Origin of the sequence: Billgrantia antri (assembly GCF_017868935.1) — a bacterium.
Lineage (GTDB): Bacteria > Pseudomonadota > Gammaproteobacteria > Pseudomonadales > Halomonadaceae > Halomonas > Halomonas antri.
Genome location: NZ_CP053383.1, coordinates 1,600,212 through 1,622,532, shown reverse-complemented (window position 1 = coordinate 1,622,532; position 22,321 = coordinate 1,600,212). Strand labels below are relative to the sequence as shown.

Annotated in this window: 14 protein-coding genes; 3 read left to right on the top strand and 11 right to left on the bottom strand. The window is 65.3% G+C overall.

The window, feature by feature from the left end; all coding sequences use genetic code 11:
* Positions 1 to 28: 28 nt before the first annotated feature.
* Positions 29 to 1,195 carry a 4-phosphoerythronate dehydrogenase PdxB gene (pdxB, locus tag HNO53_RS07585; protein ID WP_209477517.1) on the bottom strand — a complete coding sequence of 389 codons (1,167 nt, stop codon included), beginning with the start codon at positions 1,193 to 1,195 and terminating at the stop codon, positions 29 to 31.
* Between the two features lie 129 nt (positions 1,196 to 1,324).
* Between pdxB and HNO53_RS07580 the strand changes: the two genes are divergently transcribed.
* Positions 1,325 to 1,606, top strand: a complete 282-nt coding sequence (locus HNO53_RS07580; protein ID WP_209477515.1) for a hypothetical protein — start codon at positions 1,325 to 1,327, stop codon at positions 1,604 to 1,606.
* Positions 1,607 to 1,628: 22 nt separating this feature from the next.
* On the opposite strand, the gene HNO53_RS07575 is transcribed toward HNO53_RS07580, so the two are convergent.
* The 3 genes from HNO53_RS07575 to rlmKL form a co-directional block, all read right to left on the bottom strand.
* Positions 1,629 to 4,622: an EAL domain-containing protein gene (locus HNO53_RS07575; protein WP_209477513.1), complete on the bottom strand. Its 2,994-nt coding sequence runs from the start codon at positions 4,620 to 4,622 to the stop codon at positions 1,629 to 1,631.
* Positions 4,623 to 4,736: 114 nt separating this feature from the next.
* Positions 4,737 to 5,093 carry a glutaredoxin family protein gene (locus HNO53_RS07570; RefSeq protein WP_209477511.1) on the bottom strand — a complete coding sequence of 119 codons (357 nt, stop codon included), beginning with the start codon at positions 5,091 to 5,093 and terminating at the stop codon, positions 4,737 to 4,739.
* The gene (gene rlmKL, locus HNO53_RS07565) at positions 5,090 to 7,285 is read right to left on the bottom strand and encodes a bifunctional 23S rRNA (guanine(2069)-N(7))-methyltransferase RlmK/23S rRNA (guanine(2445)-N(2))-methyltransferase RlmL (RefSeq protein ID WP_209477509.1); all 2,196 of its coding nucleotides are present in this window, start codon (positions 7,283 to 7,285) and stop codon (positions 5,090 to 5,092) included. The genes HNO53_RS07570 and rlmKL overlap by 4 nt, the downstream gene beginning before the upstream one ends.
* A 279-nt stretch (positions 7,286 to 7,564) precedes the next feature.
* Here rlmKL and rmf point away from each other — a divergent pair, with 279 nt between their 5' ends.
* On the top strand, positions 7,565 to 7,771 hold the full coding sequence (rmf, locus tag HNO53_RS07560) for a ribosome modulation factor (RefSeq protein WP_111412507.1): 207 nt from the start codon (positions 7,565 to 7,567) through the stop codon (positions 7,769 to 7,771).
* 117 nt (positions 7,772 to 7,888) lie between these two features.
* Here rmf and HNO53_RS07555 read toward each other — a convergent pair whose 3' ends face one another.
* From HNO53_RS07555 to HNO53_RS07535, 5 genes are all read right to left on the bottom strand, one after another.
* The gene (locus HNO53_RS07555) at positions 7,889 to 8,929 is read right to left on the bottom strand and encodes a quinone-dependent dihydroorotate dehydrogenase (protein WP_209477507.1); all 1,041 of its coding nucleotides are present in this window, start codon (positions 8,927 to 8,929) and stop codon (positions 7,889 to 7,891) included.
* A 128-nt stretch (positions 8,930 to 9,057) separates the two neighbouring features.
* A complete protein-coding gene (locus tag HNO53_RS07550; protein WP_209477505.1) occupies positions 9,058 to 13,896 on the bottom strand; it encodes an NAD-glutamate dehydrogenase in 4,839 nt (1,612 codons plus the stop codon).
* A gap of 206 nt (positions 13,897 to 14,102) precedes the next feature.
* Positions 14,103 to 15,212 (bottom strand): tRNA (uridine(54)-C5)-methyltransferase TrmA, encoded by a 1,110-nt coding sequence (trmA, locus tag HNO53_RS07545; RefSeq protein WP_209477503.1) that lies wholly within the window; start codon positions 15,210 to 15,212, stop codon positions 14,103 to 14,105.
* A 38-nt stretch (positions 15,213 to 15,250) separates the two neighbouring features.
* Positions 15,251 to 16,027: a glutamate racemase gene (gene murI / locus HNO53_RS07540; RefSeq protein WP_209477501.1), complete on the bottom strand. Its 777-nt coding sequence runs from the start codon at positions 16,025 to 16,027 to the stop codon at positions 15,251 to 15,253.
* 130 nt (positions 16,028 to 16,157) lie between these two features.
* Positions 16,158 to 16,703 (bottom strand): hemerythrin domain-containing protein, encoded by a 546-nt coding sequence (locus HNO53_RS07535; protein WP_209478565.1) that lies wholly within the window; start codon positions 16,701 to 16,703, stop codon positions 16,158 to 16,160.
* A gap of 253 nt (positions 16,704 to 16,956) precedes the next feature.
* Here HNO53_RS07535 and HNO53_RS07530 point away from each other — a divergent pair, with 253 nt between their 5' ends.
* Complete coding sequence (locus HNO53_RS07530) at positions 16,957 to 18,300, top strand: replication-associated recombination protein A (protein WP_209477499.1); 1,344 nt, start codon at positions 16,957 to 16,959, stop codon at positions 18,298 to 18,300.
* A gap of 51 nt (positions 18,301 to 18,351) precedes the next feature.
* On the opposite strand, the gene lolA is transcribed toward HNO53_RS07530, so the two are convergent.
* Both lolA and HNO53_RS07520 read right to left on the bottom strand, forming a co-directional pair.
* Positions 18,352 to 18,978 (bottom strand): outer membrane lipoprotein periplasmic chaperone LolA, encoded by a 627-nt coding sequence (gene lolA / locus HNO53_RS07525; protein ID WP_420827858.1) that lies wholly within the window; start codon positions 18,976 to 18,978, stop codon positions 18,352 to 18,354.
* Between the two features lie 124 nt (positions 18,979 to 19,102).
* On the bottom strand, positions 19,103 to 22,183 hold the full coding sequence (locus HNO53_RS07520) for a DNA translocase FtsK 4TM domain-containing protein (protein ID WP_242597571.1): 3,081 nt from the start codon (positions 22,181 to 22,183) through the stop codon (positions 19,103 to 19,105).
* Between the last annotated feature and the right edge of the window lie 138 nt (positions 22,184 to 22,321).

The window sequence follows — 22,321 nt, the reverse complement described above, 5'->3', positions numbered from 1 at the left end:
ACGCCTCGTCAATATTGCTTGACACAGATCAAGCCATAACGTCGACCGGTACTAGACCGGCGCCCGACAGCCAGGGCTCAAGCCGCTGAGCATCACCGCCGAGTTCTACCGCTAGTGTCGAGAACTCACGACGTAGAGGGTAGTTAGCACGGCAGGCGTCGAAGCCCTGAGCCATGCCGAGCCGACGGCTCTCGTGCCATAGGCTGTCATGATCGCGCCGCACGTCGTACACCACCCGCAGGCAGAGCCGCAGCGCCTCGTCGGCATCGAGCCCGCCCTGGAGCCTGAGCCGGGATAGCGGCGGCTGAGGCAACAGGTCATCGAGACCGATTCGCCTCGGCAAGCCCAGATGCTGGCACAGCGCGGCATAGATCTGATGGGTGCCGCGCAGCTTGCCGTCGAGGCTGTGGCCGGCGATATGCGGCGTGGCGATCTGTGCCAGATCGCGTAGCGCCGGGTCGATGGCCGGTTCCCCTTCCCACACGTCCAGCACCACGTCGATGTCGGCCGGTCCCGCCAGGCGCTGACGCAGCGCCAAGCCATCGATACAGTCGCCACGTCCGGCATTGAGCAGCAGCGTGCCGGGAGCCAGCTCGGCGATGCGCCGGGCATCGAGCAGGCGGTGGGTGGCGTGCGGGCCTTCACGCACCAGCGGGGTGTGAAGGCAGAGCACATCGCAGGCGTCGATAAGCGTCTCCAGCTCCTCGAACCCTTCGCGCCCTTCCGCTTCCGCCCTGGGCGGATCGCAGGCCAGGCACTCGATGCCCATGGCAGTGAGTCGCGCCAGCAGCCGACCGCCCACGTTGCCCACCCCGACAATGCCCACGCGACGCTCATTGAGCCGCCAGCCGTGGCGCTCGGCCACGGTCAGCAGGCTGCCCAGCACGTAGTCGACCACTGCCTCGGCGTTGCAGCCCGGCGCGCTGGCGAAGGCGATGCCGTGGCGTGCCAGCGCGCTCTGGTCGACATGGTCGGTGCCGATGGTGCAGGTACCGACGAAGCGCAGCCTTGTGCCTTGCGCCTTGGCGGCATCGAGAGTCGCCCCATCGAGGCGTGTGATCGAGCGGATCACCAGTGCGTCGACATCGCGCAAGGCGGCCGCGTCGATATCGCGTCCCGGCATTCTCACCAGCTCGCCCAACGGGCCGAAGCAGGCCTCAGCACCGGGTACGTTGGCATCGACGAGAATTCTCACCCTCTCCCTCCTTGAACCATCGTGACAAAGGCGTCCGGCGTGACTTGTGCCGTCGGCGTGAAGCCTTACAATACCGCACGAACCCTTCGCGCTGCCTCCCGGCAGCGCCCCGATGCGTGTGGAGCCTTCGTGATCGTCCGCTGGGAAAGTGAACACGACTACGTGCTGGTGCACATTCACCAGGACATGTTCGGCGACTGGATCTTCAGTCGCGCCTGGGGCCAGATCGGCACTCAGTTCGGTGGGCTGAAACATAGGCTGGCCGATGATCACGACCAGGCCCTGATGTGGCTCGGCGACGAGGCCACCATTCAGTCGTCCCGCGGGCTGCGCAAGGTGCTCGAGGTAGACGCCGAGAGCGCCGAGGGACAGGCCGCGGTGCGCCAGCTCTCGCTGCTGGACGCGCTGTAGACACGTCTTGAGGGCCCGGAGGCTAGAGGTCGTCGCGCACGGTCTCGCTGGCGTCGATCCAATACTGCAGTAGCCCCAGCAGCTCCTCGCTCACTCCTTCCATTTGCCGTGCGTACTGCTTTGCCTCCTCGTCGTCCTCATGCTCCTTCAACGCAAGCGCCTCCTCGGCCAGCCGGTCGTAGAGCGCACAGAGCGCGGCGATGCGCGCCTTGTGCTCTCTTCCTTCGAGTGGCGAGTCATCGAGGGCGCCCAGCCATTGTTCGAGCCGGCTTCTGCGTGAGCTTGGCGTCGGCGGCTCGTCACGCTCCCCCTTGAGGTAGCGCAGCAGGCCGGCCGCGCAGGCACGATGATCGGCCATGGCATAGATCGCGTGCAGCTCTTCCGGCCGGGCGCGCTGGCGATGACGCCAGGCCGGATCGGGGCGCCATGACTCGAGCCAGCCCGGTATCGCCTGCGCCGGCATGGGACGGGCGATGGCGTAACCCTGCCCCAGTTGATAGCCCATCGCCAGCAGCATGCGTCCGTGCAGCAGGGTCTCCACGCCTTCGGCAATGATGTTCCGGCGAAAGGCGACGGCGAGTCCAAGCACGCCCTCGAGAATCGTCAGGTCCTCGGGATCATCGAGCATGTCGCGTACGAAACTGCGGTCGATCTTGAGGGTGCTGGCGGGGAAATGGCGCAGATACGTCAGCGAGGAGTAACCGGTGCCGAAGTCGTCTAGCGCGAACTCGACGCCAAAGTCACGGCACGCCTTCATCACGCTCGTCACATGGGCGACATCTTCCAGCGCATTCGTCTCGAGCACCTCCAGCTCGAGATCGCCCGGCGCCACACTCGGGTGACGTTCGACTTCGGCTCGCAGGCGCTTGACGAAGTCGGCCTGCTGCAAATGAATGGCATCGATATTGACGCTGACCGGCAAGCGCACGCCGGCGCTGGCCCAGATCTCGAACTGATCCAGCGCCTGGGTCAGCACCCATTCCCCCAGTTCGACGGCCAGCGGATGCTGCTGGACGGCCGGCAGGAAAGCTGCGGGAGCCAGGAGGCCACGGTCGGGGTGCTGCCAACGAATCAGCGCCTCGACGCCAATGACCTCACCGGTCGACATGTTGACCTTGGGCTGGTAGTACAGCACGAACTCGTCGTTGATCAGGGCCTCGCGGATGCGCTCGAGGCTCTCGTGGTGCCCACGCACGGCACGATCGTGCTCGGCGTCGAAGATGTGGAAGCGGTTCTTGCCCGCCTGCTTGGCCTGATACATGGCCTGGTCCGCCTGACGGATGAGCTGCTCGGGCTCGATCTCGTCATCGGGGGAGTAGTGAACCACCCCGATGCTGCCCGAGACATGGAGCGAGGTGCCCTCGATGTCGATCGGTTCGGCAATGCGGCGAAGCAAGCGTGCAATGAGGCTGGTCACTTTCGTCACGTCGTTCTGCTCCGGCAAGACGATGATGAACTCATCGCCCCCCAGGCGGGCCACCGTATCGGCTTCACGAAGGGCCGCAGTCAGACGCTCGGCGATCGTGACCAGCACCCGGTCGCCAACCTCATGGCCCAGGCGATCGTTGATCTCCTTGAAGCCATCCAGGTCGAGGTAGGCCAACGATACTTTGAAGCCGCTGCGCCGGGCCGCGAGCATCGCCTGGTGTAGCCTGTCGGCCAGCAGGATGCGGTTCGGCAGTTCGGTCAGGCCATCGAAGAAGGCCATGCTCTGTAGCTGACGCTCGTACTCCTTCTGCCGACTGATGTCGGTGAATACCGCGACGAAATGCGACACCTGGCCGTGGCGGTCGCAGACTTTCGAAATGGTGAGCAGCTCCGGGTAGGTCTCGCCGCTCTTGCGCCGGTTCCACAGCTCGCCCTCCCAGGCCCCTTGCTCCAGCAACTCTTTCCACAGTGCCTGATAGAACCCCTCCTCCTGCAGGCCCGACTGCAGGAGACGCGGGTTCTTGCCGAGCACCTCGTCGCGAGAATAACCGGTAATGCGCGTAAAGGCTTCGTTGACCTCGAGAATGTCGCCCTTGGCATCGGTAATGACGATGCCTTCCCGCGCATGGCTGAACACACTGGCAACGAGCCTGAGCTCCGCGGTCTTGTGCCGGACCACCTGACGCAGCCTGACGTTCCAGGCCACTATCAAGGCGAGCATCAGCGCCAGCCCCGCCCCGTAGGGCAAAAAGGCACGCCAATCAACGCGGGAGTCGGGCAGCTCGGCGCCAACCCACTTCTCGCTCAAGCGGTCGAGCGTTCCACTGGTACGGGCATGCTCGATGCCCTTGTCGAGAATCGACCGCAGCAGCGCGTTGCCTTCGCTCACCGCCATGGCATTGCGCCCCACGTACAGCGGCTCGCCGACCCGCTTCATCTCAGCGTTCTGGCCGCTGCTGTAGAGGTAATAGAGAACGATCTGCTCGTCACCCACCATGGCGTCGGCCTCGCCCTCCATCACCGCCCGCGCGGCACCGGCAAAGTCGTTGGTCTGAACCAGCTCGACCTCGATGTCCAGCGACGCCAGATACCCTTCGGCGTAATCGCCGCGCTGGGTGGCGACACGCTTGCCGTCGAGATCCTCGATCCGGGCAATGTCCGGGCGCTCGACCGCGACGAAGATGGCCGCAGGCACCTCGAATACCGTCTGGGTGAAATCGAACCGCTGGTCGCGAGCCTCGCTATAGAAGAAGCTGGTCAGGACATCGGCATCGCCACTCAGCACCCGCTCCTGGGCCTGCTGGAAAGCGGTGTCGGTCAGCTGCGCATGGAAACCGGCCTCAGTGGCAATCCATTGGGCCAGCTCGAACATGATGCCATGGCGCTCGCCGCTGGCATCGAGAAATTCGAACGGAGGGTAGCGACTCTGGCTGACGAAGACGATCGGCTCGTTGCGTTCCAGAAAACGACGCTCTTCCTCGGTCAGCGCTATCCCGCCCGTCTCCGCAGCCCCCGGGACCGTGCCCGCAAGCGCCGGCAGCAACGCACAGCTCAGGGCGGCATACCGCCGCCGCCTTCGTTGCGGCACACTCATCTCCACCCCCTGTGCGATCGAGTCCATGCCCCATGAGTGTTGTCAAAACGGCAACACTCCACCACAGTGACGGCACCCCTTGGTATACGTTGGGTCAACGTCTTCGGCTCAGCCGAGGTAGCGCCGCCCCCCGGGGCGCTGCTTCGTCGGCACCTGCTCTTCTTGTACCCTCGCCTCAGGCCCGAGTTCGCTCGCCTGCAGCCGCCGCCAGGCGGCAACGTCGAGCCTGCGACGTTCGGCCAGCCAGGCTGCCAGCCGTGACGGCTCGAAGCCTCTGTCGAGTTCATCGCCCGCGGCATCCACCAGCACCGGGATTCGCACGGCGTAGCGCGCCATCAGCGCCTCGTCCTCGCTGATCTCGACCTTCACCAGGCGATAATCGCCTCGATGCAGGCTCGCCAGCAAGGCCTCGAGTTGCTCGCACAGGTGGCAACCCAGGGTGGTATAGAGCGTAAGCTGGTTCATGCCCCCTCCCGGTGACGAATCAGGAAGACATGATGAATATCAGGACGGCGCGTGAAGTCGGGGTCGAAGGTGCGGGCCGAGATGTCCTCCACCGCGAAGCGTCCGGCCAGTCGGTCGTCGAGCTGGAAGCGACGCTGGTTATTGGAGAACACCAGCGTGCCGCCCGGCGCCAGCCGCGCCATGGCCAGCTCGATCAGCCGCACGTGGTCGCGCTGAACGTCCAGGGTACCTTCCATCTTCTTGGAGTTGGAGAACGTCGGCGGGTCGAGGAAGATTAGATCGAACTCGGCCCGGGCGGTCTCGAGCCAGCGCAGACAGTCGTCGCGCACCACGCGGTGATGCGCGGGATCGAGGCCGTTGAGGGCAAAGTTGTCGCGCGCCCACTCCAGATAGGTATTGGAAAGATCGACGCTGACGCTGTCGGTGGCACCGCCCGACTCCTCGGTACCGAGCGCTGCCTGCACGGTGGCCGCAGCGGTATAGCAGAACAGGTTGAGAAAGCGCTTCCCCGCGGCCATCTCGCCCAGCATGCGCCGTACCGGACGGTGATCGAGGAACAGGCCGGTATCGAGATAGTCGCGCAGGTTGACCCATAGCCGCGCGCGCCCTTCACGAACCTGGAAACGCTCCCCACTGGCGGCTTGCTTGCGGTACTGCGCCTTGCCGCTCTGCCGCTCCCGACGCTTGATCACGACCTGGCCGGGATCGACGTCGAGCACCTCGGGGATCACCTGCAGCGCGTCGAACAGGCGTCTCTGCGCCTGGGCGGCGTTCACCGAACGCGGCGGGGCGTACTCCTGCACGTGAACACGGCCATGGTAGACGTCGACCGCCAGGGCATATTCGGGCATATCGGCATCGTAGAGCCGATAGCAGGTCTCGCCGCTCTGCTTGAGCCACTTCCTGAGCCGCTTGCGGTTCTTCTCCAGCCGGTTGGCGAACATCTGGCCACCCTCGCTGCGCGCTGCCGCGCCGGCGGGTGCTGCCGCCTCCTCGGCCCCCTCAGCGGGAATGTCCATCAACAGCAGCTTGGCCTCGAGCGGGCCATTCTTCAGCGAGTACTGCTTGTCGGCACGCAGCCCGATCCGGTGGCCCAGGTCCGGGTTGGCGGTGAACACGGCCAGGCGCCAGCCGGGGAAGGCGCGCTGCACACCTTGTCCCAATTCGCGGTAGAGCGTGACCAGCTCGGGCAACTCGCCCAGACGCTCGCCGTAAGGCGGGTTGGTGATGACCAGGCCTCGCACGTCCACGTCCAGCCCCGCGGGACGCTGTAACTGGCCGAGCGAGGCCCCCGAGAATGCGATCAATGCAGGGATTCCGGCCCGCATGGCGTTGGCTTTTGCCGCCGCCAATGCCGGCGGACTCTCGTCGAAACCGTAGAACCGGTTGCGGCAGCGCTTGCGCCCGATGCTGGCACGCGCCTCGGCCTCGCGCCTGAGTTCCGCCCACAGCGCCTCGTCGTGCTGCGCCCAGCCATGGAAGCCGAAGCGTACCCGGCCGAGGTTGGGGGCCATGTCGGCGGCCATCAGCGCCGCCTCGATCAGCAGCGTTCCCGCGCCACACAGGGGATCGACGAGCACCTCGTCATCGCGCAGACGCTGCGGCCAGCCGGCACGGATCAGCAGTGCCGCGGCCAGGTTCTCCTTGAGCGGGGCGTGCCCCACGTCGCGGCGATAGCCGCGCCGATGCAGGCTGTCGCCGGAGAGATCCACGCCCAGCGTCAGCCGCCCCCGATGCAAATGAGCATAGAGACGCAGATCGGGGCTCTGCAGGTCGACGCCAGGGCGCGGCCTTCCCTGCGCCTGCAGCGCATCCACCACGCCGTCCTTGACGGTCTGGGCACCGAAGCGGGTGTGGCGAATGTGCTCGCTGCGACCGTGAAAATCCACCGCCAGGGTGGCACCGGAGCGCAGGTGCCGGGACCAGTCGACGCCGGCTACCGTGCGATGCAGCGCCTCGGGCCGTTCGATTCCCTCCTCCCGCAGCAGGCTGAGTACGATGCGGTTGGCCAGCCGTGACCACAGGCAGGCACGATAGGCCCCCTCGAGATCGGCACGAAAATGGACCCCGGCCACCGTGGTCTTGTTCGGCTCGGCTCCCAGCGTGCGCAGCTCATCGGCGAGCAGCTCCTCCAGCCCCTTGGGACAGGTGGCCAGGAAGGACCATATTTGACGTTGCGATGACTCACTCATGAAGCATTCCCGCCCCCCTCGGCCGGGCATATTCCTTTCGTTACAAAATTATCTCGATCTTATGACGAAACATAGGTCGACAATGCCCCCCATGATGGGCTAAGAGTAGTCATGGTAGCTACTGGAAAGACGCATGCGTTCACTTGGCGAGTCTGGTTTGGGCTCGCATGGCCTCGCTCTGCCGTCGTTAAAGGACTGGCTTACGGCTAAGCGAACGGTAGGACGCCGGGGCGTGCATGTCGCACGTCCCAAATTGGTACCTTGACAAGAGGTCATCCGATGAAAAGACAGAAACGTGATCGCTTCCAACGCGCCTATCTCCATGGCTACAAGGCCGGCATCTCCGGGCGCTCCCGCGACGACTGTCCCAGTCAGGATGTCAATATACGCGAATATTGGATGAGTGGTTGGCGTGAAGGCCGAGGAGACCAGTGGGCCGGCATGACCGGCGTCTCCGGGATTCACAAGAACCCGATGGTAATGTAACGACCTTCCCAACCAACCGAACATCCCCTTGCCACCGCCAGAGTGACGAGGAAGAAGCTAAGCCCGTGCCGTGCGCGGGCTTTCTTGTATACCGAGTCTGCGGCTTTCGCATGCGCCCTACCGAATTGCCCCCTCTCCATGCGCCCCGGCTGCCTTGAGCGCCCGTGCGCATTCCGCGACCAGGGCCGGCCCACGATAGATGAAGCCCGAATAGAGCTGGACCAGATCGGCGCCGGCCTCGAGCTTCGCCACTGCCGCCTCGCCGCTGTCGATGCCGCCCACGCCGACGATCGGCAGCTCGGGCAGGTGGCGGCGCAGCTCGCGGATCACACGGTTGGAGGGTTCGAACACCGGTCGCCCCGAAAGCCCCCCTTGTTCGTCGGCATGGGCAAGCCCGGCCACCGCTTCCCGCGACACCGTGGTGTTGGTCGCAATCACCGCATTGATGCCGCTCGCGGCGATGCTCTCCGCGACCAGCCCCACCTCCTCCGTGCTCATGTCCGGGGCGATCTTGACCGCCAGCGGCACCCGGCGGCCAGCGGCCTGATCCAGACGGCTGCCCGCTTCGCGCAGGGTGCCCAGCAAGGTATCGAGGTGCTCACCGAACTGCAGGTTGCGCAAGCCCGGCGTGTTGGGCGAGGAGATATTCACGGTCACATAGTCGGCATGCGCGTGGACCTTCTCCAGGCAGATCAGGTAATCGTCCACGGCCCGCTCCACCGGTGTGGTGAGGTTCTTGCCAATGTTGATGCCAACCACCCCGTCAAAGCGCGACGCCTTCACTCGCTCGACGAGATGATCCACTCCGGCATTGTTAAAACCCATGCGGTTGATGATCGCGCCTCGCTCGGGCAGGCGAAACAGACGCGGCCTGGGATTGCCCTCCTGCGCCTTGGGTGTGACGGTACCGACCTCGACGAAACCGAAACCGAGCGCCCCCAGCGCATCGAGATGATCGGCGTTCTTGTCCAACCCCGCCGCCAGTCCCACCCGATTGGGGAAGCGCAGCCCCATCAATTCCACCGGGTCGTCGACACGCGCCCCACCCAGCAGCCCCGCGAGCTTGAAGCGATGGGCCAGGTCCAGAGCCGAGAGTGCATGGCCGTGGGCGGCTTCGGCATCGAGGCGAAACAGGATCGATCGGGCAAGCGCGTACATGGGGGCTCCTGAGGCTGGCAATAAGCGAGGCGGGCGGATTATAGCAGTGCCACAAGCGCAAAACGACGCACCCCGCCCTATCGGCGGGGTGCGTCGCTGCATCACCGGTTGAGGTGATTTCGGCCCATTCAGCCTTCGCCGTTGCTTTCGGCCAGGTCCACCAGTTCGCGCACGGCCACGGCAAACAGCGGGAAGCTCGCCTGGCTGCCGCTGCGAACTTCGGCGATCAGGCGGCACCAGCGATCATGCAGCGAAGCATGCATGGCCAGCCAGTTGTCGACGCGCTCGTCGGGTTCGCGGCCATCCTCGGTCTTGAGCACGCTGGTGGTAAGCGCCAGTTGCTGGCGATCAATGTCGTCGCGAAATGTCTCGCGGGCCTGGGCCTGCCAGCTGTCGCGGACGTCGAGGTTGCTGACCTGCTGGATCATCCAGGGCAGCTCGAGGCGGTCACCTATCTCGAAGAAGACCTCGGCAACACGCTGCGGCTTCTCGTCGGTCTGACGTGCCGCCTGAATGATGCCCAGTGCGCCGTAGAGGCTGCCCGACGCCGCCACCGTAGCCGCCAGTTCCTCGGGCACGCCGGCCTCGAGGAGTTCGCCACGCTTCCGTTCCCAGCGGCTGCGCTCCTCGCCGCGCAGCAGCTCGCCGATGCTTTCCTGCAGCTGGGCGACCCGCGGCGCAAAATACTCGATGGCGTCACGAGTGGAAAGCCCCAGCCGCTGGCGCAGGAACCAGCGAGTGGTACGCCGGATAAGCCGCATCAGGTCGAGCATCATGGCGTACTGCACCTGGCTCGACACCCGGTTGTCCAGCGCTTCAATGCGCTCCCACAGGTCGGAGAGCTGGAAGCTGTCGCGGGCGATGATGTAGGCGCGCGCGATGTCGGCGGCGCTGGCCCCGGTGGAGTCGATCAAGCGACGTACGAAGACGATGCCCATGTGATCGACCAGATCGTTGGCCACCTGGGTGGTGACGATCTCGCGCTTGAGGCGGTGAGCGTACATTTCGTCATGGAAGCGCTCGACCAGCACGCGTGGGAAGATCCGTTCCACGTACTGCTGTATATAAGGATCGTCGGGCACGTCGGAGGCCAGCACATCGCCCTTGAGCACGCTCTTGGCATAGGAGATCAGCACCGAGAGTTCCGGGTGGGTCATTCCCTGGTCGGCATTGACCCGCTCCTGCATCTCGTCATCGGAGGGCAGGAATTCGAGCTCGCGGTCGAGCTGGCCGGCAGCCTCCAGCTCGCCGATGAAACGCCGGTAGGGGCCGATGCCATAGCGTGACAGGATTTGCGACAGGTCCAGCGCCTGGGTCTGGCGGTAATTGTCGAGAATGACCAGTTCGGCGACCTCTTCGGTCATGTCGGCCAGCAGTTGGTTGCGCTGCTTCTCCGTCATGTCACCGCGCTTGACCACTTCATCGATCAGGATCTTGATGTTGACTTCATGGTCGGAGCAATTGACCCCGCCGGCATTGTCGATGAAATCGGTATTGACGAGCACACCCCTGGCGGCCGCCTCCATGCGACCTCGCTGGGTCAGGCCCAGGTTGCCGCCTTCGCCGACCACCCGGCAGTTGAGTTCATTGCCGTTGATGCGCAGCGCATCGTTGGCCTTGTCGCCGACCATGGCATCGGTTTCCTGACTGCCCTTGACGTAGGTACCGATACCGCCGTTCCACAGCAGGTCGAAGTGCGACTTGAGCATGGCGCGGATCAGGTCGTTGGGCGACAGGCGCTCCTCCTCGATCCCGAACACTTCCTTCATCTGCGGCGAGATTGGGATCGACTTGGCACTGCGCTTGAATACGCCTCCGCCCTCGGAGATCAGCGACGCGTCGAAGTCCTCCCAACTGGAGCGCGGCAGCTGGAACAGCCGCTGCCGCTCGACGAAGGTAGCGGCGGCGTCGGGGTGCGGGTCGACGAAGATGTGCAGGTGGTTGAAGGCGCCCAGCAGGCGAATCTTGTCGGAGAGCAGCATGCCGTTGCCGAACACGTCGCCCGCCATGTCGCCAATGCCCAGGACGCTGAACTCTTCCTGCTGGGTGTTCAGGCCGAGGTTGCGGAAGTGGCGCTTCACCGACTCCCAGGCCCCGCGCGCGGTGATACCCATCTTCTTGTGATCGTAGCCGTTGGCACCGCCGGAGGCGAAGGCGTCACCCAGCCAGTGACCGTACTCGGTGGAGATCTCGTTGGCGATGTCGGAGAAGGTCGCGGTGCCCTTGTCGGCCGCCACCACCAGGTAGGCATCGTCGTCGTCATGACGCACCACGTCCCTGGGTGGCACCACTTCGCCGCCGACGAGGTTGTCGGTCACATCGAGCAGCGCCCGGATGAAGGTCTTGTAGCAGGCGATGCCCTCCTGCTGGATGGCATCGCGATCGCCACCCTCGGGCAGGCGCTTGCAGACGAAGCCACCCTTGGCGCCCACCGGCACGATGACCGCGTTCTTGACCTGTTGCGCCTTGACCAGCCCCAGCACCTCGGTGCGGAAGTCCTCCTGGCGGTCCGACCAGCGCAGTCCCCCACGGGCGACCTTGCCGCCACGCAAATGAACCCCCTCGACTCGCGGCGAGCAGACGAAGATTTCGAAGGCCGGGCGCGGCTTGGGCATGCCGGTGACCCGCTTGGGGTCGAGCTTGTAGGCGATATAGTCCTTGAACTTGCCGTCGACGGTGCGCTGATAGTAATTGGTACGCAGCGTGGCTCGGATCAGTTCCATGAAGCGGCGCAGCAGCTGGTCGTCGTTGAGGCTGGCGACACCGTCGAGGTGGCGATTGATGCGTTCGATACAGGCCTGCACCTCGCCTTCGCCAGGACGTTGCTCGGGATCGAAACGCAGCTTGAACAGGGTCACCAGTTCGTGGGTGATCTCCGGATAGCTGGTCAGCGTGGTGGCGATGTAATCCTGCGACATGCCGAAGCGGATCTGCTTCAGGTAGCGGGCGTAGCCGCGCAGCATGGCCACTTCGCGCCAGTCCAGGTTGGCGGCTATCACCAGCCGGTTGAAGGCGTCGTTCTCCGCCTCACCGGCCCAGATGCGCTTGAACGCCTCGATGAAAGGCTCGCGCATCTTCTGCAGGCTGACCTCGATGGCGGTATGGTGCTCGAGATCGAAGTCGTGCAGCCAGTAGCGCATCTCGGGGGTGACGAATTCATAGGGACGTTCGCCGATCACGCGCAGCCCCAGGTTCTCCATCACCGGCAACACGTCGGAGAGCGGAATCGGGCGGTCACGCTGGAACAGCTTGAGGTTGACGCCGCTGCCCTCTTCCTCCACCAGGCGGTAGAGGGTGAGTGCCAGCGGCTCGCCGGCGTCGAGGTCGGCCAGGTGCTGCAGATCGAATACCGCAGTGCGCGAACCGAAGTCGTCGCGATAACTGGCCGGGAAGGCATCGCGGAAACGGTCCATCAGGCGGTTGGCCTGCTCCTCGCCGAACCCCTCCACCAGCGCTTCGTGCAGCTCGTCACGCCAGCTGCGGGCCAGTTGGGCGACCTTGGCTTCCAGGCGCTTGAGGTTGACCTCGCGGGGCGTATCGCCGCGGAAGCGCAGAATGAACTGGATACGGGCGAGGATCGACTCGGAGAGATAGGTATTGAAGTCACCAAAGGTTGCGTCGAGTTCCTCGCAAAGCAGGTTCTGGATCCGCACGCGCAGGTCGGTGGAGAAGACGTCGCGCGGCACGAACACCAGGCACGAGTGGAAGCGCCCGGAGCGGTCGGTGCGAATGAACAGCCTCACCCGCCGACGCTCGCGAATGTCGAGAATCCCCAGCGCCGTGCGCGCCAGCTCCTGGGTATCGATCTGGAACAGGTCATCGCGCGGATAGACCTCGAGGATCTGCAGCAGCTGCTTGCCGTTGTGCCCCTTGGGGTTGAAGCCGGCGATCTCCATCACCGCTTTGAGCTTGTGTCGCAACAGCGGGATGTTGCGCGGCGACTCGTTGTAGACGCTGGAGGTGAACAGGCCGAGGAAGCGGTGCTCGCCGATGACCCGCCCTTGCTCGTCGTAGCGGTCGACCGAGATGTAGTCCGGGTAGGTGGGACGATGGACCCGGGCATGGTGCGAACTCTTGGCGAAGGAGAGCAGTTGGGGTACCAGCACGAAGCGGTTGCCCTCGATGCCGAGCTCGGTGCGAATGCGCTCCTGGTAGCGCGGCAAGTCGAGGCGGAACACGCCGAGTTCACTGCCCTCGGCCTTGACCAGCCGGTCGCCGTCGGCATCGGACTCGATGGTATAGGCGTCATAGCCCAGGAAGGTGAAGTTGTCGCGCACCAGCCATTCGAGGAAGGCGATCGCCTCTTCATGGTCACTCGGCTCGATCTGCGCGGGACGACCGGCCTTGAGTTCGGCGACGGCCTGACTGGCGCGCTCGCTCATCGCCTCGTAGTCACCCACGGCGATGCGCACGTCGCCCAATACCTCTTGCAGCGACTGCTCGATGTCGGCCAGTACCTCGGGATTGGAGTGCCGGTCGATCTCGATGGCGATCAACGACTCACGTTTGGCAGGGGCGTTGGCGTCACGCGGTGAGCCGACCTGCAGCAGATCGTGCCCGCGATTGCGCTCCACCGCCAGCACCGCGTTGTGAATGGCATGTACGGTCAGGCCGCGCCGATTCAGCTCGATACGCACCGAGTCGACCAGGAACGGCATGTCCTCGTGCAGCACTGCAACGAAGGTGTGCGAGGATTGCCAGCCGTGCTCCTCGAAGTCGGGATTGAAGACGCGTACCTTGGGCGAGGCGTGATCGAAATGCTGTATGAAGTGCCAGACCGACAAGGTGGCGCCATAAAGGTCGTCCAGGCGGCGGTCAGCCAGATCCTCCAGCGGCACCGTGGCATAGAAGTGGCGGGCGAACGCCTCCACCTCTTCGGCCCGCCCCTTCTCGAGTCGGCTATCCAGGCGTTCGCGCAGCTGCTTGAGAATTTCCTGCCGGCCAACTTCGATCGTCTCGTATTGCATCCCTCACCTCGGCTGCCTGGGGCCGTGTCGCGGCCCTGGGAAAGAATCGGCGTGACTCGCGGCCACGTGACGGGAAGCTTACTGCAGCCCTGCGCCACACCCTATCGACTTGCCAGCCTTCTCATGGAGCATGTCGCTTGTGCATCGAGACGGTACGTTTCGCTACTTGACAACGCCAGTTGCTTTCTATCCGAACGAGTCGGCCTTCAAGTGGAAATTTTCTCCAGCAGCACCCCGCATTCACAGTGATGAGTCCAGGGGAACTGATCGAACAGCGCGAAACGGGACATTCGATGAGTGCGGCTCAGCGCCTCCAGGTTGCGCTCCAATGTCTCGGGGTTGCATGAAATATAGACGATTCGCGAATATTCGCTCAGTTGGCGGCAGCTCGCCTCATCGAGGCCTGCGCGGGGCGGATCCACCAGCACGGTGGAAAAGTCGTAGCCTTCCAGCGCCATCTCGCTGACTCGCCGCCCGCTCTTTTCCCCCTTGAGCGCCGCACTGAACTCTTCTGCCGACATGCGCCCCACCATCACGTTGTCGATGCCATTGGCCGCCATATTCTGCTGAGCACTCGCCACCGAGGTGCGCGAGATCTCGGTGGCCAGCACACGGCGGAAGTTCTCGGCCAGCGCTACGGTGAAATTGCCATTACCGCAGTAGAGCTCAACCAGGTCGCTCGCCTGGCTGCCGCGGGTCACGTCTCGCGCCCAGGCCAGCATGGCACGACAGATCTCGGCATTGGGCTGGGTGAAGCTGTTTTCCACCTGCTGGTAATGGAAGGTACGCCCTTCCACCTCCAGGCGCTCCCAGACGTGATCGCGCTCGAGCACCAGCCGCTGCTTGCGTGAGCGTCCGATGATCATGATATCGAGCCGCCGCTGGAGACGCCGCGCCTCCTCTTCCCAGGTCGCATCCAAGGGGCGGTGATAGACCAGGGTCACCAGGGCCTCGCCGGAGAGGGTGGTGAGGAACTCGACCTGGAACAGGCGTCGGCGCAGCACGTCGCTCTCCAGCAGCGCCTCGCGCAGGCGTGGCATCAGCTCGTTGATGCGCCGACTGGCGACGGGGTAATCGTCGAGGCGGATCACCCGCTTCTGCTTGGGATCGTCAGGCTGGACTTCGAACATCGCATAGAACAGATCATCGCCTTCGTGCCACAGGCGAAACTCGCAGCGCTGCCGATAGTGGCTCGGCGGCGAGGGAAAGACCTCCAGCTCGGGCGGGTCGAAGCGTTCGAACTGCTGGACGATGCGCTCGCGCTTGGCCGCGAGCTGCTGGTCGTAGCGGGCAGGGTCGACAACGGGTATGGACACGGCATCTCCAGTCGTGTGCAGGGCGTAGGGAAGAGGGATCAGCCGACGATCAACAGCTGCGGTTCGTCGAAACCGAAGCCGGCCAGCGCTCGGGACAGGCCGGCATCGGGCGACGTGGCCAGGCTCCGGTCAGGCCCCGCCCTGGGTGCCGGATCGCGCGCTACCTGTACCGTGCGGCGAGCAATGGCATCGCTGGAATCGACCAGACGAACCGGCCGCGGAAACGCAGCGGCAAGCCGTTCGCCAAGCAGCGGGAAGTGCGTACAACCCAGCACGACGGTATCGAGATCGGACTCCTGCCACAGCGCCGCCGTGACAGCCTCGATGATGCTTGGGTCCGGCTCGTCGCCGGCCAGCAGACGCTCGGTCTCATGCACCAGGGGATCGGCGGCCACGCGAGTGACCCGACAGTCGGCAGCGAAGGCCTCGATCAGTCGGTCGGTATAAGGACGCGCCACGGTGGCGCTGGTCGCCAGCAGGCCAATGTGTCGGCTGACACTCATGGCCGCGGCTGGCTTGATCGCCGGCACCGTACCCACGACCGGCACCGTCAGGTGCGCGCGCAGGGTATCCAGCGCCAAGGTACTGGCAGTGTTGCACGCCACCACCAGCGCACAACAGCCGCTGGCCGCGACTGCAGCCTCGCAGACCGCAAGGATGCGCGTCACTAGCCAGCCATCGGGGCGCGTGCCGTAGGGCAGCATGGCATTGTCGCAGGCATACACCAACGCGGCATCGGGCAGGCGATGCCTCAGCGGGGGGACGACCGACAGACCGCCGACGCCGGAGTCGAAGATCAGTATCGGGCCAGACATGGCGAAACGGAACTCATGGAAGTCGCTCGGCTGCTACCAGAATGGGTCGATTAACAGAGAGGACCTATTCTAGCAGCATGCCGAGCGAGCAGAAGCCTCCGTTGACCGATTCGCCGCGTGTCGACCGTCGTCAGGCAGCCGGCTCCTCGGCTTCGCACAGCTCGGCATAGAGTTCCGGGTAGGCTTCCTGAAGCCGCTCCAGCTTGGCCGCCGCATCTTCGGGCAGCGCCTGGGCCAACAGCTCCAGGTCGTGATCGCCGAAGTGATCGCGGATCAGGGGGAAGAGAAGCTCACGCTCATCGCGTAGATAGGCGCGATGCGCATCCAGGTAAGCCTTGAGGTCCTCGGCGAAGCGGTCCATCGGGATCACGGCATCCATCAGGATCATGTCGATGTCGTTGGACAGACGCATCAGGCGTGGCTTGAGTGCCTGGTAATCGCTCGACAGTCGATCAATGAGTTCGCTGCACTCGGGCACGACCACCCGCAACCTCTCCGAACAGATACGCTCCAAGGGAATGGTGAACCCTTCCATGTAGTCGAGGATGTAGTCGACAACCTCGCGGACCAGCTGGAAATTGGGGCGTTCACCAGCCACCAAGGCCTTCTGCTTGAGCTGAAGAACGTGCAACATGCGCGCCATATTGGCATGATCCTGACGCAACTGGGTCAGCATGGGCATGTCGAGGCCTCCTCTAACAGCGATGAGCGGATATAGATCTTGGATTCCTGGGACGGAAGCAGGTTCAGTCTTGTCGCTTCCGGGCTACGGCCCCGTCGCAATCAAGACACGGCACGGAATGGCAGGATGCAGTCTCAACCCTAGACCCTTTGGCTGGATCCCGCACATCGCCCAAGGTCGTATTGCAACCCACAGAGATAGTGCTAGCCGCCTGACCGGCATCACACGGCAGCAGGAGGAAAAATACATGGACCTTTTCGGCCAGGCGCCCGACGATTCCGCCCCGCTGGCCTATCGCATGCGCCCGCGGCGCTTCGACGACTACGTAGGCCAGCAAGCCCTCGTCGGGCCGGGCAGGCCGCTGCGGCGCATGGCCGAGACCGGCAGCGTACGCTCGATGATCCTGTGGGGACCGCCCGGCACCGGCAAGACCACGCTGGCCGAGATCCTCGCCGAACATTCCGGTGCGCACCTGGAGCGGCTCTCGGCCGTGATGGCCGGGGTCAAGGAGATCCGCGCCGCAGTGGAACGGGCCGGTGTCATGCAGGGCCAGGGCCGCCCCACCCTGCTGTTTCTCGACGAAATCCACCGGCTCAACAAGAGCCAGCAGGACGCCCTGCTGCCCCACGTCGAGTCCGGGCTGCTGACGCTGATCGGCGCCACGACCGAAAATCCCTCCTTCGAAGTCAATTCCGCGCTGCTCTCGCGCGCCCGTGTGCACGTGCTCACCTCACTCGACGAGAGCGAACTCATCGAGGTGATGCTACGCGCCCTGCGTGACGAGGAGCGCGGGCTGGGCGAACGCCGCATCGCAGTCGACGACGAGGTGCTGGGCATGCTGGCGCGCGCCGCCGCCGGCGATGCACGACGCGCCCTGGGCATGCTGGAGACCGCCTGCGACTTCTGCGTGCCCGAGGGGGACGGAGAGCGGCTGCCACGCGAAGCGCTCGACGCCGCACTGGGGCACCAGGCCAGCGCCTTCGACAAGCAGGGCGACCACTACTACGACCTGCTCTCGGCGATCCACAAGTCGGTTCGCTCCTCGCGCCAGGACGCAGCGCTGCTGTATATCGCCCGCTTCCTTCAGGGCGGCGGCGACCCGCTCGACGTGGTACGCCGGCTGGCGGCAATCGCCTCCGAAGACGTCGGCAACGCCGACCCGCGTGCCCTGCCGCTGGTCATGGCGGCGTGGGACGCCTACCTGCGCCTGGGCGACTACGAAGGCCAGCGCGCCATCGCCCACGCCGCCATCCATCTCGCCATCGCGCCCAAGAGCAATGCCATCGACCAGGCGTGGAAGCGTGCCAAGGCGTATGTAGCCGCCCAGCCACGCCTCGAGGTGCCTACCTACCTGCGCAACGCTCCCACCAAGCTGATGGAGTCTCTCGGCCATGGCCATGGCTACCGCTATGCTCATAACGAGGCGGAGGGCTACCCCGCGGGCAGCGCGCACGACTGCTGGCCTGACGACCTGCCGCGCGAGACCTTCTACCAACCCAGCGAACACGGTCAGGAGAAGCGCTACGCCCAGCTGATGGCCTGGCGCGCCGAACTGGATGCCCGTGCCGACGAGAGCGGGGAAGAGGGCTAGAAACGCCAGCGCCGCCTGGTAGGCGGCGCTGTCGATGGGCTCGGTACTGCTTCAGTGGCTATCGCGGATCACGTCGGCTCCGTCGGGAATCTCGAACGCGAACCGGCTGTCGTCGATGTCCTGGTTGGTACGCACCTCGCTGAACTCGATGACGGTTTCCTGGCCGGTACTGTCGATCATCTGCAGCGCGGCGAGACGTTCCCCGTTGAAGGTCATGTGCAGCTCCTCGAATAGCGTATCGGCCGCCTTCGGCACCAGGCGGAAAGTCTCGCTACCGCCTTGCTGCTGACGCGACACCTCGTAGCTCTCGGTCAGCTCGCCGGCGCTGCCGGACAGCAGCAGCGCCGGAGTATGGGTGACCCGCTCGTCGAGCGCCTGCACGGTAACCTGCTCCAGGTCGGGGTCGTAGAGATAGACCTCGCTGCCATCCGAGACCACTTCCTGCTGGTAGGGTGCATCGACCTCCCAGCGGAACTTGCCGGGGCGCGAGAGCCACATGTGGCCGTTGGCCTGCTGCAGGCGCTCGCCGCTGCCGTCCAGTATCAGCTGCTCGAAACGCGCCTCGACGGTCTGCAGCGGCTCGAGCATGCGGGTAAGGCGCTCGGCGCCTTCGCTGGCCATCGCGGCGGCCGGCATGAGAACGGTCAGGGCCAGTGCAGCTACGGTCTTCTTCATCATCGATTGTCTCTCCCTGGGCGGTCCAAGTGGATCCTGTCTCTCGGACCCGCGGCGCGCCGGCGGGTTGCATGCCCGCCGGCGCTTTCATGATTGGTGCATGGTTGTCGCCTGTCGACGACGCGGGTCAGTTGCCCACCGGTGGCGGCGCCAGCACTTCGCGACCACCGTTGGAGCCCATCGAGGAGACCACGCCGGCCGCCTCCATGGCCTCGACCAGACGCGCCGCGCGGTTGTAGCCGATCTTGAAGCGGCGCTGTACCGCCGAAATGGAGGCCCGGCGACTCTCGGTCACGAACTGGACCGCCTCGTCGTAGAGCGCATCCTGCTCGGCATCGCCACTGCCCTCGCTGCCATCGGCCTCGAGCCCGGTCAAGGCCTCGGCCGACACGCCTCCGGCGAGGATCTCGTCGATGTATTCCGGTTCACCGCGACGCTTCCAGTCCTCGACGACCCGGTGCACCTCGTCGTCGTCGACGAAGGCGCCATGCACGCGAGTCGGCAACCCGGAGCCGGCCGGCAGGTAGAGCATGTCGCCATGGCCCAGCAGGTTCTCGGCGCCACCCTGATCGAGGATGGTGCGCGAATCGACCTTGGACGACACCTGGAAGGCCATGCGGGTGGGGATGTTGGCCTTGATCAGGCCGGTCACCACGTCCACCGAGGGCCGCTGGGTGGCAAGAATCAGGTGGATGCCGGCCGCTCGCGCCTTCTGCGCCAGACGCGCGATCAGTTCCTCGACCTTCTTGCCGACGATCATGAACATGTCGGCGAACTCGTCGATCACCACCACGATATAGGGCAGCTTCTCGAGAACCGGCGGCGACTCGTGCATCTCCCACGGCTGAGGCTCCCACAGCGGATCGGCCACCTGGGCACCGGCTCGCTCCGCCTCGTCGAGCTTGCCGTTGAAGCCGGCGATGTTGCGCACGCCCATGGCGGCCATCAGCTTGTAGCGCCGCTCCATCTCGGCCACGCACCAGCGCAGCGCGTTGGCAGCCTCCTTCATGTCGGTGACCACCGGCGCCAGCAGGTGCGGAATGCCGTCGTAGACCGAGAGTTCCAGCATCTTGGGGTCGACCATGATCAGGCGCAGCTCTTCGGGAGTGGCCTTGAGCAGCATCGAGATCAGCATGGCGTTGACCCCCACCGACTTGCCCGAGCCGGTGGTACCGGCCACCAGCAGGTGAGGCATCTTGCCCAGGTTGGCCACTACCGGGCCGCCGCCGATGTCCTGGCCCAGTGCCAGGGTCAGCGCCGAGGCCTCCTGCTGGTAGCGGTCGGAGTCGATCACCTCGCGCAGGCGAATCATCGCCCGGTGCGGATTGGGGATCTCGATACCCACCGTCGGCCGGCCGGGAATCACCTCCACCACGCGCACGCTCTTGACCATCAGCGAGCGCGCCAGATCCTTGGCCAGATTGCTGATCTTCGACACCTTCACGCCGGCCGCGGGCTTGATCTCGAAGCGCGTGATCACCGGCCCCGGCCAGGTGTGCACCACCTCGGCCCTGACCCCGTATTCGCGCAGGCGGGTCTCGAGCAGCTCGGCCATGTCGGCCAGCTGTTGCTCAGTGTAGTTCTGCTGATGCGGCTCGGCCGGCGTCAGCAGGCGCAGGCTGGGCAACTCACCGTCCGGCTCCGGCATGTCGTCGAGGACGGGGCGCTGGCTCTGCAGGTGCTCCACCGTCCACAGCGTCGGCCCGTCCGGCTCTTCGGCAGCCTCGCGCGCCTGTTCCGCCGTCGCCACGCGGCCTTCATGCGCATCGTCCTGCGGCTGAGGTGCCGCATCACGCCAAGCTCGCAGCCCTCCGGCCTGATCGGCGTAGCGGCTCGTCGCCTCGTCCTGCGCTTCTTCCTCGTCCGCATGCCGCTCCGTCGTCGAGGCGGGCTCGACGTCCGTATCGTCGTCCCGTGCCTCGTCCTCGAGGCCGATGTCGTTCCAGCTCAGGCGCGGCTCGTGAACATCGGCCGGTTCTTCCGGCTGCAGTTCACCCAACTCCGGCTCGCGCCGGGCCGGCTCTTGACGCTCGCCCAGCCGGGTCTTGCCGGCCTCCCGGGTCGGCACAGACGTATCGGCTTCCGTTGGTCGAACGCGGTCGGCACTGTCGCCAGAGGAAGCGACTTCATCCCCCTCCGTTGCGCGCAGCGGCATGGCAGCGGTTGGGGCAGGCTCATCGTCGCGGCTCGCCTTGAGCACCGTGGTGGCCAGCGACGCCTCGGCGGCGCGTGTACCACCGAGGCTCGGCTCCGGAGGCGCCATCGAGGCTGCGGCCGGTCGCGCTGCCGCTGTCGCCTCGCCCTGCCTTGCGCTGTAGGCGGCCTCCGGGCGCTTGGCCGAAGGTGTACGCTCGGGCACGTCCCAGGGAATGTCGGTATCGCCGTCGTCACCGAACGAGGGCGCCAGGCCCGGCTCGCGCTGTCCTGCCTGCCCCGTGGGCGCCAGCGGCTCGCGACGGCGCCAGAAGCGCCAGCGGCGGCGGGGTGAATCGGATGGTGCGTCCTGCTCGGCCACTTCCTCCGCCAGGCTGTCATCCCCGTCCCAGTGCGGTTCATGCCGGTCTCGGGACAGGCCGAAAGGCGTGGCCGCCCAGCGCCAAAGGCGCAGGGAGCGGTGGCCGAGCTCATCCATTACCGTCAGCCAGGAGACCCCGCTGAAGAGCGGAAAACCGCAAAGCATCGCCACCACGGCCAGCAGGCCGGTACCGCCCGAATCGACCAGCGGTACCAGGGCCCCCACCAATCCTTCGCCGAGAATGCCCCCCGAGGCATAGGGCAACAAGCTCTCGGGACTATAGAAGTGCAGCGCACCCAGGGTGGTCGTTCCCAGCAGCAGCAGCACCAGGCCACCCAGACGCACCGCCACGGCGGTCGCATCCCATTCGAGCCTGACCTTGCGAGTACGAATCAGCCACCAGCCGGCGAAACCCAGCATACCGGGCCACCACAGCGCACTGGCACCGAACAGGGAATAGAGCACGTCTGCCAGCCAGGCGCCGAAAGGGCCCATCCAGTTGGCGACGGCGGTCTCCGGTCCTCGGCGGGACCAGCCTGGATCCGTCGGCTGGTAGCTGAACAGCGCCAGCAGCAGGAACACGCAGGCTGCCAGCAACAGGATGGTTGCCCCTTCCCGGGCCACGCCATGCAGGTGAAGCGCCAGGCGCGTGGTCGGCTGCTGGGAGTCCTCCTCCGCTGCGCGCCGAGGCACGCCCTTTTCCTTTACACTCAACTCGCCAACCCCCTCGCACCGTAGCGGAACGGTGCCTTTCCAACTGACACGAAGCAAAATGAATCAGCCGCCATCATACCGGGACTACAGCCCCCGGCACAGTGGCCGCGACGGTTG